This is a genomic window from Halobacillus sp. ACCC02827 (assembly GCF_030291935.1).
Classification (GTDB): Bacteria; Bacillota; Bacilli; order Bacillales; family Halobacillaceae; genus Halobacillus.
Map to the genome: position 1 here is coordinate 1,467,355 of NZ_CP128168.1, position 15,731 is coordinate 1,483,085.

Annotated in this window: 17 protein-coding genes; 12 read left to right on the forward strand and 5 right to left on the reverse strand. The window is 47.2% G+C overall.

What is annotated here, in order from left to right:
* Positions 1-48 precede the first annotated feature (48 nt).
* A complete protein-coding gene (locus tag QRD89_RS07860) occupies positions 49-1,425 on the forward strand; it encodes an MFS transporter (protein ID WP_286096693.1) in 1,377 nt (458 codons plus the stop codon).
* A gap of 23 nt (positions 1,426-1,448) precedes the next feature.
* Here the strand turns inward: QRD89_RS07860 and QRD89_RS07865 are convergent, their stop codons facing one another.
* Both QRD89_RS07865 and QRD89_RS07870 read right to left on the reverse strand, forming a co-directional pair.
* Complete coding sequence (locus QRD89_RS07865) at positions 1,449-1,781, reverse strand: hypothetical protein (RefSeq protein WP_286096694.1); 333 nt, start codon at positions 1,779-1,781, stop codon at positions 1,449-1,451.
* A gap of 73 nt (positions 1,782-1,854) precedes the next feature.
* Positions 1,855-2,592, reverse strand: coding sequence for an SDR family NAD(P)-dependent oxidoreductase (locus tag QRD89_RS07870; RefSeq protein WP_026577561.1), 738 nt, complete (start codon positions 2,590-2,592; stop codon positions 1,855-1,857).
* 112 nt (positions 2,593-2,704) lie between these two features.
* Here QRD89_RS07870 and QRD89_RS07875 point away from each other — a divergent pair, with 112 nt between their 5' ends.
* From QRD89_RS07875 to QRD89_RS07885, 3 genes are all read left to right on the forward strand, one after another.
* Positions 2,705-3,223: an HD domain-containing protein gene (locus tag QRD89_RS07875; protein ID WP_026577560.1), complete on the forward strand. Its 519-nt coding sequence runs from the start codon at positions 2,705-2,707 to the stop codon at positions 3,221-3,223.
* A 380-nt stretch (positions 3,224-3,603) separates the two neighbouring features.
* Positions 3,604-3,741, forward strand: coding sequence for a hypothetical protein (locus QRD89_RS07880; RefSeq protein WP_161484895.1), 138 nt, complete (start codon positions 3,604-3,606; stop codon positions 3,739-3,741).
* A gap of 117 nt (positions 3,742-3,858) precedes the next feature.
* Complete coding sequence (locus tag QRD89_RS07885; RefSeq protein WP_008639943.1) at positions 3,859-3,993, forward strand: hypothetical protein; 135 nt, start codon at positions 3,859-3,861, stop codon at positions 3,991-3,993.
* Positions 3,994-4,227: 234 nt separating this feature from the next.
* On the opposite strand, the gene QRD89_RS07890 is transcribed toward QRD89_RS07885, so the two are convergent.
* Positions 4,228-5,583: a dihydrolipoyl dehydrogenase family protein gene (locus QRD89_RS07890; RefSeq protein ID WP_286096695.1), complete on the reverse strand. Its 1,356-nt coding sequence runs from the start codon at positions 5,581-5,583 to the stop codon at positions 4,228-4,230.
* A 160-nt stretch (positions 5,584-5,743) separates the two neighbouring features.
* Here QRD89_RS07890 and QRD89_RS07895 point away from each other — a divergent pair, with 160 nt between their 5' ends.
* The 4 genes from QRD89_RS07895 to QRD89_RS07910 all read left to right on the forward strand — a co-directional run bounded on the left by QRD89_RS07895 (position 5,744) and on the right by QRD89_RS07910 (position 10,073).
* Positions 5,744-7,009: a molybdopterin molybdotransferase MoeA gene (locus QRD89_RS07895; protein ID WP_062513274.1), complete on the forward strand. Its 1,266-nt coding sequence runs from the start codon at positions 5,744-5,746 to the stop codon at positions 7,007-7,009.
* A gap of 13 nt (positions 7,010-7,022) precedes the next feature.
* Entirely contained in the window at positions 7,023-8,036 is a 1,014-nt protein-coding gene (gene moaA, locus QRD89_RS07900) for a GTP 3',8-cyclase MoaA (protein WP_026577557.1), read from the forward strand.
* Positions 8,037-8,113: 77 nt separating this feature from the next.
* A complete protein-coding gene (locus tag QRD89_RS07905) occupies positions 8,114-8,539 on the forward strand; it encodes a YwpF-like family protein (RefSeq protein WP_008639936.1) in 426 nt (141 codons plus the stop codon).
* 172 nt (positions 8,540-8,711) lie between these two features.
* Positions 8,712-10,073 carry a TrkH family potassium uptake protein gene (locus tag QRD89_RS07910; protein ID WP_008639934.1) on the forward strand — a complete coding sequence of 454 codons (1,362 nt, stop codon included), beginning with the start codon at positions 8,712-8,714 and terminating at the stop codon, positions 10,071-10,073.
* Positions 10,074-10,153: 80 nt separating this feature from the next.
* On the opposite strand, the gene QRD89_RS07915 is transcribed toward QRD89_RS07910, so the two are convergent.
* Both QRD89_RS07915 and QRD89_RS07920 read right to left on the reverse strand, forming a co-directional pair.
* Positions 10,154-10,288: a YjcZ family sporulation protein gene (locus tag QRD89_RS07915; protein WP_008639932.1), complete on the reverse strand. Its 135-nt coding sequence runs from the start codon at positions 10,286-10,288 to the stop codon at positions 10,154-10,156.
* Positions 10,289-10,363: 75 nt separating this feature from the next.
* Entirely contained in the window at positions 10,364-10,567 is a 204-nt protein-coding gene (locus QRD89_RS07920) for a hypothetical protein (RefSeq protein ID WP_008639930.1), read from the reverse strand.
* A 257-nt stretch (positions 10,568-10,824) separates the two neighbouring features.
* Between QRD89_RS07920 and QRD89_RS07925 the strand changes: the two genes are divergently transcribed.
* The 4 genes from QRD89_RS07925 (at position 10,825) to QRD89_RS07940 (ending at position 15,712) form a co-directional block, all read left to right on the forward strand.
* Complete coding sequence (locus QRD89_RS07925) at positions 10,825-12,309, forward strand: phytoene desaturase family protein (RefSeq protein WP_026577555.1); 1,485 nt, start codon at positions 10,825-10,827, stop codon at positions 12,307-12,309.
* A complete protein-coding gene (locus QRD89_RS07930; RefSeq protein ID WP_286096696.1) occupies positions 12,306-13,781 on the forward strand; it encodes a phytoene desaturase family protein in 1,476 nt (491 codons plus the stop codon). Before QRD89_RS07925 ends, QRD89_RS07930 begins: the two co-directional genes overlap by 4 nt.
* Positions 13,782-13,784: 3 nt before the next feature.
* Positions 13,785-14,621 carry a phytoene/squalene synthase family protein gene (locus QRD89_RS07935; protein ID WP_286096697.1) on the forward strand — a complete coding sequence of 279 codons (837 nt, stop codon included), beginning with the start codon at positions 13,785-13,787 and terminating at the stop codon, positions 14,619-14,621.
* A 74-nt stretch (positions 14,622-14,695) separates the two neighbouring features.
* A complete protein-coding gene (locus tag QRD89_RS07940) occupies positions 14,696-15,712 on the forward strand; it encodes a LytTR family transcriptional regulator DNA-binding domain-containing protein (protein ID WP_286096698.1) in 1,017 nt (338 codons plus the stop codon).
* Positions 15,713-15,731 lie beyond the last annotated feature (19 nt).

Sequence of the window (15,731 nt, forward strand, 5' to 3'; positions counted from 1 at the left end):
GTGCTGTATGATTCATTTCGATACTCGAAAGAAAGGGAGGTAAGACATGTGGACCAACGTGTGAAAAATCCGCGCGGGCTGTTAATTTCTTTATGTGCAGTCATGATGATGTCCGTTATGAACGGTACGATGTTCAATATAGCCGTTCCTGACATTGCAGAGACTTATCATTTGATGCCGTCGGAAGTCAGCTGGGTGATGACAGGATACATTATGGTATACGCTATCGGAGCTTTGACATATGGGAAACTGGCTGACTTTTATCCTTACAGGACATTGATTACGTACGGATTGATCATATTCAGCGCTTCATCGTTGTTTGGTTTCTTCGCTCAGAACTATGCCATGGTCTTGGCGGCAAGAGTGCTCCAGGCTTTGGGTGGCGCCATGATTCCGGCCCTCGTATTCCTTGCCCCTTTGAAATATTTCAAGCATGAGCGTGGTCGGGTGCTTGGGATTGTTGCATCCGTCATGGCATTCGCTTCCGGTATTGGACCGATAGCAGGCGGTTTTATCGCAGGCTTCTTAGACTGGAGGTATTTGTTCCTGACCTCTGCAGCCATTATTGTCACGCTGCCCTTCTTAAGGAAGAACCTTCCTCAGGAAGAAGCGAAAAAGGGGTATATCGATTTCATTGGTGCCGCCTTGATTGCAGGATTCATATCTACCCTATTAATAGGTATCACACTTGATATGCCCTTGCTTTTTGTCGCTTCCGGCCTGTTCCTCGCCTTAAACGTGTGGCGGATGCGGACAATTGCCGAGCCGTTCATTCCGACGCACTTGTTCAAGGATGTTCCTTACAGAACGACGATCATTACAAGCTTTCTTGCCGTGCTCTGTTTATTCGGAATGATGTTCATGCTTCCAATCATGTTCCGGGACGCTTATCAAATGGAGACGATGATGATCGGCCTCGTCCTGTTTCCCGGAGCCGTCAGTGCAGCGCTCATGGGGCAGAAGGGGGGCAGTCTTGTCGATACGAAAGGAAATACGTTTGTTCTATATACCGCGATGATACTGCTGATCTCAGGTTTTCTCCTGCTGTCATTCATCGTCGGAGCCCATCCTTATGTTGTCGGGGCAGCCATGATTGTCGCCTACATGAGTTTCCCGCTTGTTCAGGCCTCGTCCGCCGACATACTTGCCAATATACTCGATGACAAGGAGACGGGAGTGGGGATGGGAGTCTTCAACCTGATCAATTTTATCTCCGGTGCTTTAAGCGGTGCTTTGATCGGGAAGGCTTTGGATCTTTATGAACCTGTCTCACCGCTCCACGGAATCGGCTTTCAAGGGGACACGGCGATCTACAGCAATATTTTCCTTTTTTTCGCGGGAATCATAGCTGTAGGATTCGTTCAATTTCACTGGAATTATTTCAAAAAAAAGCAGACCCACCAACAGAAAGAACCCGCATCCTGATTCTCAGGTTCGGGTTCTTTTGGTTACACGAATACAGAGCTTACATTTTTAAGAACTGCTTCGCTGTACTGTTGGCGCGGGGTGCTGACGGCACCGTTAGCAGCCCATAGGTTTTCTATGTCTGTATAAATTTCTGCACAGCGCTCGCCGCCGATGATCAGGACGAGTGGTTCCTCCATCTTCATGCAAAGGAAGAAGGAAAGGAGCTTTGGCAGATGCTTGGCGTCCGTAATCAGTTGGTCCTGATGTAAGTATAAATCACAACCGCCGCGGGAAATCAGTTTATATAATTTCATGATTTGGTTCGTTTCTAATGGTTGGCGCAGTTGGACCTGGTAAGAGGACAGTTCACTCACCGGCAGTCACCTCCGAAATAGTATAGTTGTATAGAAACTACCCGCCTCCCGGATCATATAAACCTGACCGGATTCAGTGCTCGTAGATCATCTTCCGTGTCATCCCGCCGTCAAGGACAATATTTTCTCCATTTACGAAGTGGTTATCAGGGTCTGTCAGGTATGCACAGGCTTTGGCTACGTCTCTGACGTTACCGGCGCGCCCGGAAAGATGCTGTTGATGGTCGATGTCCCTCAGGTCTTCTGCGTCTCCTGTATGGATCCACCCGGGGCTTACGGCGTTTACTCTGATTTGATAAGGACTTAAGGATGCAGCCAGGGCATGGGTCAATGCATAAATTCCGCCTTTACTAGCTGCATAGGCTTCCGAGTCCGGTTCACTCATGAATGCCCGGGTGGAAGCGATATGAACGATTCGGCCCTTGGTTCCCGTCTCTCTCCACAATTCTGCTGCATATTTCGACATGAGGAAACAACTTCTCAAGTTGGTGTGAATCACATCATCAAACCCTTCTGCGTCGATATCGAAAAGGGATTGAAAGCGGCTGACGCCCGCATTGTTAATCAAGATCGTTATCGTTCCGAAACGTTTTTTTACATCTTCGTGGATTTTCTTGATAGCGGATGGATCACGCACGTCGCAGACAAGGAAATGGATGGCTGGATTTTCATCCGAAAGCTTTTTTCCCGCCTCCTCATCGACATCCAGCGCTATAACCTGCGCACCTTTTTCTGCATAGTATAACGAAAGGCCTTTTCCGATGCCGTTCGCAGCTCCCGTAATCATTACTAATTCATTATGGAATGTCATGTGCTTACCTCCTTGTTTCTATTTTCCTACAGAAGGGGAAAGGTAAACATGGATTTGCTTGTCGGTATTCGGAGAACGTGGTATGATTTCTAAAAAAATTGGAGGTGATCGTATGAAACGAGTGACATTAGTGGATGTATTCAAACATCGCATTACACAAAAGTATTTGCAGCGGTCAGGTATCAACCACGCGGTCACCGTAGCCGGGTATGCCTATGATATGGCGGTGGAGGCAGGTGTCGACCCTGACCTTGCCACGAAATCCGCGCTTCTTCATGACATGGGGCATTATGAATGGTACAGGGACGGGAAGTGGGATTACGATGAGTATCGCAAGCACGATATTCATGCTATAAAAGGAGCGGAGCGGGCCCATAAGCTTTTGATCAGGCTTGGAGAAGACCGCCTTCGTGCCAAGGAAGTGTCTCTCGCGGTTCTTCTCCATACGGACAGCTATCTTCCTTTCGGGTTGGATGGAAAACGAACGGATCTGCAGGAAGTGGTTAGGAAAGCAGACGAGAAAGATGAACAGCCGATGGGGCTCCATCATTACAAAGAAATGGATAAAAGTATGGCTGTTCAGCTTCTTCATGAATTGGACAAAAAGGTCGAAGGTGAGATGGTTGGATAAGGTATGCTCTGTCTGTCAAGCTATTATTTTGAAAATTTAGTGAAAAGTGCTTTACTTTTGGAAAATAGTCCTATATACTTTCCAGTGTAAACAAAATTTCTCAGAAAGCGAGGTCGACTACAATGGCATATAACATGATTCAAACTTCAGCCAACTTCATATTATCGACCTGCGCAGGAACCAACTTCTGAGCTTATTGACCAAATTGCGAAATAGCACGCATAGGAGCCGCAGGTGATGCATAATGTATTCCTGTGGCTTTTTTAGTGGAGAAATCCGTTTTAAAGAAGCTGCAGGCCACCTGCGGCTTTTTATTATGCTATCAAAGAGTAAATTTACTCTTTTGATATAAAATTACTCTTATGAAAGGAGCGTTACCCATGACGATGAATTTTCTTATCTTCAAAGTTACCGTTGTTAAGAACAAGCGGAAGAAATACCAACAGCTGCCTGGATATCATCCAACAGTGAAAGATCAATGGCTGGACCGTAAATCATCCTTTATCCATTACATGTAAAACAAACACAAGGAGGTAGGAAACTATGATGGCACTCATGAGGATGGCATTTATGGATTGGTATAACGGGGAGAAGGATACGGATTAGCTCTCATAGGCACGGAAGGAGGTACCGGCATGAGAATCAACTTTTTGATTTTTGCGATTTTCATTCAGCGGCGGGATGCGGCTTCCATCGACAAATCGATCGAACGCAAACGCGTGATTGAAAATAAAATCAACGATGCAAAATTGAAGCACACCAGTATATAAAAAGAAAGTCTCTGCTCGAAATCGGGCAGAGACTTTCTTTTGTTTCCAGCAATAAAGGATGGATGGAGGTGAATACTTAAAAAGAGGGAGGGATAACTAATGGCCCAGGGAAACAAGAAAATCAACGAACGCAATAAGCGCAAGCATGCAGAGAAAGCAGAAGGCAAACGAGAAAAGCAGAGCAAATAAACCACATTAAAAACCGGACGCCCTTCGTAGGGGCGTCCGGTTTAGTTATTGAAAAAAGCTTGGAATGTCACTTTCTTCTGAGGGGTATGCCCATAAGATTTGTGACAATTCCTGCTTTGTCATGTTTTTCTTGATGGCGACGGTGAACAGGTTAATAAGATGATCCGCATGATCGCTCAAGAGGTGTGCTCCAAGGATTTCATCCGTCCCGGGACTTGTAAGTACCTTAATGAAAGCACCTGTCGATCGTGTCCTTTGATAAGAAAAGAACGGGGTTATTTCCTTCGACAGGATTTCGTAGGGTACTCCTTGCTCCTCCGCTTCCTGCTGACTAAGGCCCGTTTTCGCAAGTTTGGGATAGGTGAAAACGACGGATGGAATGACTGGATCAAAGGCGGAATGGTCTTTGTCCTCAAGCATATGGGAAAGGGCTCTCGATGCGCCGAAAGATGCGGCTGGTGTCAGTGGAGGAAGCCCGCTGTCGGCCGCATCTCCAGCTGCATAGATAGATGAGTCGGATGCGGATTTAAAGTTAGCATCGACAGGAATACCTTTGTCCGTAGGGTCTATACCGGCACGCTCAAGATGAAGGGATTGAATATTTGGCACTCTTCCGCCGCCGTGGATGACCAGATCGGTGTTGAACTTATGGGTTAAACCGTCTTTTTCCGCTTCTACTATAAACCCTTCCCGATCTGTTCTCGTAATGTTTGTCACCTGCGCGTTCGTATGGACGTTAATTCCGATATTCCTGGATAATTCCACGAGTTTGTTCGTCATTTCTATGTCATATTCCTCAAGTATGTGCGCGGCGTCATGGAATATGGAAACGTTCCTCCCCATCCTTCTGCACATATGAGCCAATTCGAAGGAAACAGGACCTCCTCCTACAAAAACAATAGTATCGGGAAGCTCCTCCTGTTCGAAGAAATCATCACTGGTTAGTAAATGTTCCGTCCCTTCAAACGGAAGCGGTGCAGGAAGCGATCCCGTCGCTATAAGAAAGTGATCCGCTTTCAGAACACAATCCCCGACTTCGATCGTCGATCCGTCTATAAATACTGCTGTCCCTTTGTACACTTCCATGCCGATTTCTCGGAAGGAATGTTCTACTTGTGCAGGAACAGGAACGGTAAACGTATCTTTGAATTTCTTCATCCGATTCCAGTCTAACGACAATGCCCCCTGTATTCCATAGTCCTTAAGACGGTGAGCGTCATCATAGGTTTCTGTAATGCCTGACAATATCCTTTTCGGGTCACATCCCCGGTTGGGGCACGTGCCGCCGAGTGGGCCGCTTTCAACGACCGCGGTCTTCCAGCCGTATTGTTGAGCTTCTGTCGCCGCTTTTCTGCCGGCGGCCCCGCTTCCGATTACAATCAGATTATAGGTTGCGTCCATTTTCACTGCTCACCCTTTCCTTTTGTCTGTACAGGTTTATACCCTGTCATCAAAGGGAAAAAACGGATGGAAGAAGAAGTCACTCACTCAATAAGAGAGAATATTCGGTAATCTCATGTGTAAATGGTACAATGGAAGAAAAGGGAAGGGAAGATGCACGATGTATTTACATAGAAAACCACTCCCCGTTCCGGAAGCCGTCGCCCGTGTGATGGAGTACGCATGGAACGGCCCTTCGGAAATCGTTCCCATCGGGTCCTGTGACGGAAGAATTCTTGCTGTAGATGTGGAAGCGACTCATCCGGTTCCGCCATTTGATAAATCCCCGTATGATGGATTTGCGTTAAAAGCAGGTGATACGGAAGGTCTCTCCAAAGATCATCCGGGAAATTTCCACGTATTGGAAACAATCGGAGCAGGTGCCCGCGCTTCGCGAGCCCTCAGGGAGGGGGAAGCCGTCCGGATCATGACCGGAGCAGAAATGCCGGAAGGTGCCGATTGTGTCGCTATGTTTGAAATTTGTCATACATATGAAGAAGCCGGTAAGGATTGGGTAACGTTGAAACGGCCGATGCAGTCCGGCCAGAATGTCATAGGAAAAGGAACAGAAACAGAATCCGGGAGAGTGCTGGTGGAGAAAGGGACACCGATTAATCCGGGAGTGAAGGCACTCCTTGCTACTTTCGGCTATTCAGACATCCGAGTACATAAGAAGCCGCGGATCGGTGTATTCGCTACAGGTACGGAGCTGCTGGAAGTAGACGAAGCATTGGTGCCGGGTAAAATCCGCAACTCGAATGCCCAAATGGTCTTGAGCCAAATTAAACGTGCTGGGGGAGAAGGCGTGTATCTCGGTAAGCTGGCAGATGAATTCGAAGTCTGCTATCAGGCTGTGTCCCGTGCGATGAAGGATTTCGATTTTCTAATGACGACCGGAGGCGTTTCGGTAGGGGATTATGACTTAATGCCGGCCATATATGAAAAACTGGAAGCCGATGTGCTTTTCAATAAAGTAGCCATGCGCCCCGGCAGCGTGACAACGGTAGCGGTGAAAGACGGAACACTCCTTTATGGACTTTCCGGTAATCCGTCCGCCTGCTATGTCGGGTTTGAATTGTTCGCTTACCCAGTGATTCAATCCTTCCTTGGCAGAGAAAAGCCGTATCACCCTTCCATTCAAGCCGTTTTGGGAGAAGATTTTAAGAAGCCGAACCCATTCGCAAGGTTTGTACGCGGCTTCCTTGCTTATGAGGAAGGAAGGGTTCTCGTGTATCCTGCAGGAGTGGATAAATCGGCTGTTGTAACTTCACTTGCACATACAAACGTGCTGATCGTCTTGAAAGGCGGTACACGCGGATACCAGAAAGGGGATACTGTCCAGGCGATTTTGTTGGAGTCGCCGGGAAGCCAACCTCATTTCCAGTAGAAGGGGTGATCGTATCGATCCGAACATCATTGATCAATTAGGAAGGCCGATCCGGGATTTACGCATCTCCGTCATCGATCGGTGCAACTTCCGCTGTACTTACTGTATGCCGAAAGAAATATTCGGGAAAGATTATGCCTTCCTCCCGAAGGATGAACTGCTGAGCTTCGACGAAATCCTCCGTCTCGTAAGGATTTCTGCTGCATTCGGAGTGGAAAAAATACGTCTGACGGGCGGCGAGCCACTGCTCAGGAAGGATTTGGACGTGTTGATTCAAAGAATCCGTGAGGTGGAAGGAATCCGGGATATCGCGTTGACAACGAATGCTGTGCTGCTCACCAAGCAGGCAGAGCGGTTGAAAGCGGCCGGGCTTGATCGTGTGAATATCAGTCTGGATGCTGTTGAAGATGAGGTATTTCAACGAACCAACGGGATGGGCATTAAGACAAAGCCTGTGCTGGATGGGATAGAAGCAGCGAGAGAGGCGGGTCTTGCAATCAAGATCAATATGGTCGTGAAGAAAGGCATGAATGAGGACCAAATTCTGCCGATGGCAAGATATTTCAAAAGTACCGGCGACACCCTGCGTTTTATCGAATTCATGGAAGTAGGCAACCACAATGGGTGGAACATGGATGCTGTCGTATCGAAGAAGGAGATCATTGACCGGATTCACGAAGAAATGCCTCTCATCCCGCTTGATGCGGATTATTTCGGGGAAGTAGCCACCCGCTATAAGTATGAAGACAGCAGCACGGAAATTGGAATTATCTCTTCCGTGACGGAGGCATTCTGCTCCAGTTGTACGAGGGCGCGGCTGTCTGCTGACGGAAAGCTCTATACATGTCTTTTTGCAACGTCCGGTTTTGATCTGCGGGAACGATTAAGGGACGGGTCTACGGATCAGCAAATCACGGATTACCTCTTATCCATATGGACAGGAAGGGCCGATCAGTATTCTGTGGACAGAGCCGAAGGAAAACCGATGAAGCACAATAAAATTGAAATGTCCTATATCGGAGGATGATTGTTGTTCTTTCTTTGCCCCATGCAGCATCGTCCTCTATAATATAAATAATAATCTTTTTCGGGGAGGTTGTTCTCGTGAAAACCTTTAAATTGATTTCTTTAGATATCGTGGAAGAGAAGAATGATGACATTACACAGAGACGGATCAAGCTGCAGGACGGTTTAATCATAAACCGAGAAGATGATCACGGGCGCTGGGTCATTGAAGCTTATGTGGACCACAGCTATCAGGAATTCTTTGAAGACATGTACGAGCGACAAGAAGAAATCATCATCCAGGCGAAAATAACAAAGCAGACCAATACGCCAGCTGCTTTCATGGTAAAGCCGATTGATATTAATAAAATCGGGGATTCTATGAATGTCATCTTCATGGGTACGATTATCGACCGCCGACTGGAACAAGTCGAGCAGGTGTTGAAACAGCTCGTTGACGAGGGATATCAGGGAGAAGCGCTCCTTGAAGCGTTTAAACAGCGCGGGCAGAAAACGAAAGCATAACGATGGCGACAATGGGTTCCGGCCCGTTCGTCGCTTTTTTTAGTAAGAGCCGGCAGGTCTTTAGAATCAATGGATTTAAAAAGATGGGAGAAATTTATCTAACATCCTGCTATACTATGACATGGTGATTCACAAGAGGAATCAGAAAATGAAACATTAAAGGAGATTTACTATGTGGGTGAGGAGAAAAAGCCTGCTGTGGCTGAATGATTTATCGCCATTTCAACTAATCGCACTATACTACTTATTAGCCGTCACCATTTCATCCATATTGATATCTTTGCCGGTCGCTCACAATGAAGGGGTTACGATCAGCTTTATCGATATATTGTTCACTGCTGTCAGTGCCGTCAGCGTTACAGGCCTTACGACTGTTCCGATTGCCGACACGTTCAGTACGACCGGGTACTTCATCATCGCTCTTGTGCTGCAGTTCGGTGGGATCGGTGTCATGACGCTTGGAACACTTGTCTGGCTGATGCTCGGTAAGAAAATAGGGATGAAAGAACGCCGGCTTATTATGACGGACCAGAACCAGACTTCGTTCCAGGGAATGGTCCGGCTCGTCAAGCAGATCGTCCTTGTGGTGCTCATCATCGAATTGATCGGTTTCCTTATCCTGGGTACGTATTATCTGCAGTATTACGATGCTGGGGAAGCGTATCTTCAAGGTTTCTTCGGAACAATCAGCGCCATGACGAACGGCGGTTTTGATATTACAGGACAGTCCCTTGTACCATATAAAGACGATTATTTCGTTCAATTCATCCATATGATTCTGATCATTTCCGGAGCTATCGGATTTCCGGTGTTAATTGAAGTGAAGCAATACCTGCTCCATAATACGGACGAGCAAAGCATCAGCTTCTCTCTGTTTGCAAAATTAACAACATTTACGTTCCTGGCATTGGTCGTATTCGGTACCATCATGATTTTCCTCCTGGAATTCAAAAACTTCTTTGTCGACAAATCGTGGCACGAGATTCTTTTTTATTCCTTGTTCCAATCGGTAACGACACGTAGTGGAGGACTGGCGACGCTTGATATCAATCAATTTACGGAGCAAACACAGCTGTTCATGTCCTCTCTCATGTTTATCGGAGCTTCACCGAGCAGCGTAGGAGGCGGTATAAGGACAACGACGTTCGCGCTGGTCGTCATTTTCGTTCTCACCTTTGCACGTGGCGGCGATAACATCCGCATCTTCCGTCGCGAAATCCATCCGGAAGATTTGAACAAGGCCGTCGTCGTAACGATCGTCGCTTTGTTCGTCTGCTTTACCGCTGTCCTTGTTCTTTCCATTACAGAACCGTTCAGTCTGAATGAATTGATCTTTGAAGTGACATCCGCTTTCGGTACGGTAGGGTTATCCCTCGGTATTACGCCTGGTCTTTCCTGGTTCGGGAAATGTATACTCATGCTTCTCATGTTCCTCGGAAGAATCGGCCTGCTTACTTTCCTGTTCTCGTTCAAGAAAGAGGATAAGCCGAAAGGGAAGTACCACTATCCGAAAGAACGCGTTATTATAGGATGATAATAAAAAGCACACAGCTTTCGCTGTGTGCTTTTGTTTTGCAACGACCGAGGTTGCCGGTACGTTTTGTTACCCGTTTATTAGCAATAGAATGCTGCTCCGACGATAACCAATAGAATGAACAATACGACGATTAAGGCAAAGTTATTGCCATAACCACGTGGTCTGTAGCATGGGTTGCCACAGCCTCTTCCTCCGTAATAGCCTCCGTACATAAGCTCACCTCCTGTTTCTACATTCGTAGCCTATGCAGATGGAGGCGGTGGTGTATAGTCATTCACCCATTTTTATCAAATAGTGAAAGTCGGAGCTGCCAGTTTAGCGATTTTGCTTTTATGATGTTGTTCATTTTTTCGCTGTTCTTCGTAATGTTCACACCGATCCACTTCTTCACACCAATGGTTCAGTCGTTCGTTGCTGAATTGGTTGTGGGGAGGGTGGTGGGTGGAATGGGAAGGGAAATACGGACTTGAAATTCTTTGATTGGCATACATGCAATCGACCTCCTTGGCCGTATTCTTTCCTTTATAGAGGATTTTATCCCGCATGTGCAGGAATAGCTTTCTTTATACAGAAATAATAACGTAATCGCCTGCCTGGGTTATATCTGATCAAATAAGGGTACATGATGGATATAGTTATTTTTACATAAAAGCTACAACATATTGGTAAAGCATATTCATTAGATATCTTTGTACAACTTTTGTATAATACTTGTACACTTAAAAGACAGATAGAGAAGGTGGAAGTTATGAGAAAAATTGCAGTGATCGGTGCCGGCCCGGGTGGCCTTGCATCCGCCATGATCCTTGCGTCCCAAGGATACGAAGTCGATGTATATGAGAAGCAGGCTTATGTAGGAGGGCGGAACGGGCATTTCCAACTTGGGGATTATACATTCGATATCGGGCCGACGTTCTTGAGCATGCCGCAGATCATGGAAGAAATCTTTGAAATGTCAGGGCGGAATGTCCATGACTATATGGATCTGCGGGAGCTTTCACCTATGTATGAACTCCAGTTTGACGGTAAGCGTGTTCCTATGTATAGAGACCGGGAGAAAATGCTCGCTGTCATCCGTGATTATTTCCCAGGAAATGAGAGAGGATACGAGCGCTTCATGGAGGACACGGGTGAAAAGATGCAGGCATTGATGCCTCTTCTACAGACACGTCACCATCGTCTGATGGACTATGCGAGCAGACGCGCCTTGAAAGCACTCCCTAAATTATCGCTTGGGAAATCGGTCTATGATGTGTTGTCCGAATACTTTACAGATGAAAAGCTGAAAATCGCTTTTACATTCCAGGCGAAATATCTGGGGATGTCACCTTGGGAATGTCCAGGTGCTTTCTCTATCCTTTCCTATATGGAACATGAATGGGGAGTGTTTCATCCGATCGGAGGGGTCAATCAATTGACGAAGGCTATGGCGAAGGTGACGGAAGAACACGGCGGCAGGATCCATTTAAACAGTGGAGTGAAAAGGATTGCGGTAGACGGCAAACGAATCACAGGACTTGAGCTTGAAAACGGGGATTCGGTGATTGCGGATGAGTACATCATAAATGCGGATTTCGCCGAAGCGATGTCCAACCTTGTGGATGACGGGGCACTGAAAAAGCATTCCAGAGACAAATTGGACCGGAAAAAATTCTCCTGCTCGACATTCATGATTTATGTCGGCCTGGATAAGAAATACGATATGCCTCATCATACGATTCTTTTTGCCGATGATTATAAAAAGAACGTAGAGGAGATGACGAAGGATCTTGTGTTGTCTGATGAGCCTTCCATCTATATCCATAATGCGAGCGTTACGGATCCGACCCTTGCACCCGATGGCCATTCAGCCGTCTATATTCTGGCACCGGTCCCGAATAATTATTCGGATATTGACTGGGACGGCAAACAGGAAGCTTTTAAAGAACTCGTCTATGACGAGATAGAGAAGAAAACAGGATTTCACGATATTCGGGAGCATGTGGTTGTCGAGAAAGTGCTGACACCGAAGCAATGGCAGACGGATCATTATGTGCATCAGGGAGCGACGTTCAGCATGGGGCATCAGCTCTCACAAATGATGTATTTCCGCCCTCACAATCGATTTCAGGAACTGGACCACTGTTGGCTTGTAGGAGGCGGTACCCATCCAGGAAGCGGTCTGCCGACGATATTAGAATCCGCCCGTATTACAACCGGTTGGATCAGGGAAGCGGAGGTGCAGCCTTCATGACAAAGACTGCGATTATCGGTGGAGGTATCGGCGGGCTTGTGACAGCACTGCTTTTATCCCGCGAAGAGAACAGGGAAGTGACTATTTTCGAGAAGAATGACCATCTCGGCGGCCGGTTGACGTATGAACGTCATGGAGAGTTCAAGATCGATCAAGGTCCGACGATTATTCTTCTCCCTGATATGCTTCTTGATATATTGGAAGAGGGTGGGATTCCGAGGGAGGATATACCGATCATCCCGTGCAGCCCGCTTTATGACGTACATTTTGAGGACGGCAAGAGTTTCGTGAAATTCTCCGATCCGGAGAGACAGAAAGAAGAGCTGCGAGCGAAGTTCCCTGGTAATGAGAAGCACTTCGACCGGTTTCTTGCGGATATGAGAACAAGGTTCCTTCAGGGGAAATCCCAGTTTCTTGAGAAATCTTTCGTAGAGAAGCGAACGTTCTTCTCAAGGAAGAACTTAAAAACGCTCATGAAATTGAAAGCCTATCAGAATGTAAAGAAAATGATGCGCAGCTACTTTGATGATGAACGTCTCATCGAGGCATATACGCTGCAGACGCTTTATATCGGCGGTCACCCGGAGCAGTCTCCGGCAATGTATTCCCTCGTTTCATACAGTGAACATGAACACGGTATATGGTACATGAAAGGCGGTTATGCCCGACTGGTTGACATCATCCAAGCGGAACTGCAGAAACGCGGAGTGGTGATCCGGACAGGTACGGCAGTGGAAGAAGTGCTCGTGGAAGGTGGAACGGCGAAGGGCATAGCTACGAAGGAAGGCCGGGCCTACTATGATGAGCTTGTCATGAACGGAGATTTTCCGATTATGGATCGAATGCTTCCAGAGCGGTACCGGCTGAACCGTAAATACACGCCTTCTTCCGGTTGTTTATTACTCTACATGGGACTCGATCGGAATTATCCCAACCACTCTATTCACCAGTTCTTTATGACAGGGGATTTCGACCGGCACATGAGGCAGGTGTTTCAGGACAAAATGCTTCCGGATGATCCTTCGTTCTACACCTTCCATCCCTCCTTGGTCGATGACTCGCTTGCCCCGGCAGGCAAGGGAGTCCTTTATACATTGATTCCGGTCCCCTCTGGAGAAGAGGTCGACTGGAGCGGAAAAGACCGGCTGATCGAGCATGTGCTCGATCAAATGGAAGAAAGGGGCTTTCCTGATCTGCGGGAGCATATCGAATGGCTCCATGTCCGTACTCCGGCACAGGCAGAGCAGGAGGGGCTTTATGCGGGAGGAAGCTTCGGAATTGCCCCTACGCTCTTCCAATCGGGTGTCTTTCGTCCGCAGCTGCAACCGTATCAAATCGACCACCTGTATGCCGTCGGTGCTTCTATCCATCCGGGAGGAGGGGTGCCGATTGTCATGCAGGGAGCGAAGATATTGGCTGATTATTTGCAATTTGAGGGGAAAGCAAGGCATAATTACAAGCGAGGTGTTTAATTGATGACGGATTTGAACCAAGCATACCATCATTGTCGCAAAGTAATTGAAAAACATTCCAAGACCTTCTCCAAAGCTTTCGCCCTGCTGCCGAAACAGCAAAAACAAGCGGTTTGGGCCATCTACGCTTTTTGCCGGCGCGTGGATGATATCGTTGATGAGGGGGCGAATCCGAAAGCTGAGCTTGAAGCATTTGCCTTGGAATTCGATAATTTCATGGAAGGAAAGCTCGAGCTGAATGATCCGGCCTGGCTGGCGCTCGACGACGTCTTTCGGAATTTCACCATCGACCCCGAGCCTTATTACGAAATGATCCGGGGACAGCGGATGGATCTGTATCCCGAACCCATAGAAACGAAAGAGGACCTTCTCCATTACTGTTATCATGTCGCAAGTACTGTAGGGCTGATGCTGCTGCCGGTAATCGCACCTGGACGTGTCGCTGCATTAAGGACGGGAGCGATCGAGCTCGGTTATGCCATGCAGATCACGAACATACTTAGGGATATCGGCGAAGATATGGAAATCGGACGCCTCTACTTACCTAAAGAGACAATGGAAAAGCACGGCTATACGATGATCGATCTCCGGAGCGGGAAGATCAACGAATCGTTCATAGCGATGTGGGAAGAATTGGCCGCGGATGCCGAGGAATATTATGAGCGTGCACTTGCTACGCTCCCTGAGTATCCTGTCTACTCCCGGATGCCTGTCGGGGGTGCTGCCAAAATGTACCGTGCCATCCTTCCGACTGTCCGCAGGAATAACTATCAAGTGTTCGGCAAACGCAACTTCGTTTCAGATCAGGAAAAGAAAGAGATCATTGCAGAAATGCAGTGATCTCTTTTTTTCGTTCCTATACGTTTTCGTAAACATGTTTTATAATAGTTGAAAAATGGGTCAGGAGGAAAGACATGGAGGCAGTACAATTCATAAAGGTGGAAAGACGATCCGGCGATCATGTCATCCTTCCTTCGTTGAGCTTTTCGATCGATAAAGGGGCGAGGATAGGCGTTTATACGAGTCTGGAAAGGCGCAGGGAGCTTCAGGCGCTGCTCATCGGGCAACAGGATCAAGCAAGCGGAGATGTCAAATTATTCGGGAAGTCTATACATAAAAAGCGCCCCCCTGCACCAGAAGAACTGGGGATATTATTTCTTGATGAAGGGTATTATGAGAGGCTTAATGTGAAAGATCACCTCCGATTCTACAAAAGGATTTATGGATCAGCTCATTCCATACAAGATATTTTAAATACGGTCAAATTGGCGAAGCATGAGCGAGTGCAGGTGGAGCGACTCTCCTTATCGCACCGGCGTCGTTTAGGTATGGCAAAGCTCCTCATTCAAAATCCGGAAATTTTTCTGTTGGAGGAACCGGATCAGAACGTCGATATGGAAACGAAAGTATGGATCAGAGAGCTGCTGATACAGCTCCAAAACGATGGGAAAACGGTACTTGTATTAACGGAGCACATGGAACCGGCGGTTTTATTAAGTGACACGGCGTATCATTTGGATGAAAAGGGCTTGTCCCTGCTCCCCTCAGAGAAAGGAGAAGAGGAGGAGGGCCAAGATACGGACACGGTCATAAGGATCGATAAAATTCCGGCCAAGTGTGAGGACAAATGGCTGCTGTTCGACCCGGCGGAAATCGATTATTTTGAAAGTGACCAGGGGACATCCGTCCTCTATTGTCATGGAGAGCATTTTCCATGCGGCTTTACGATGGCAGAGTTGGAAGAGCGGTTAAAGCATGTCGGTTTCTTCCGCTGTCACCGCTCGTACCTCGTTAACCTGCAGCGGGTAAGGGAGATCATCACATGGTCGAAAAACAGCTACAGTCTGACTCTGGATCGCAAAGAGAAACGGCAGATTCCTCTGTCCAAGAATAAAATGGCGGATTTAAAGACTCATTTAGGGATCAAATAGCTCCATTCAACCTCTTTTA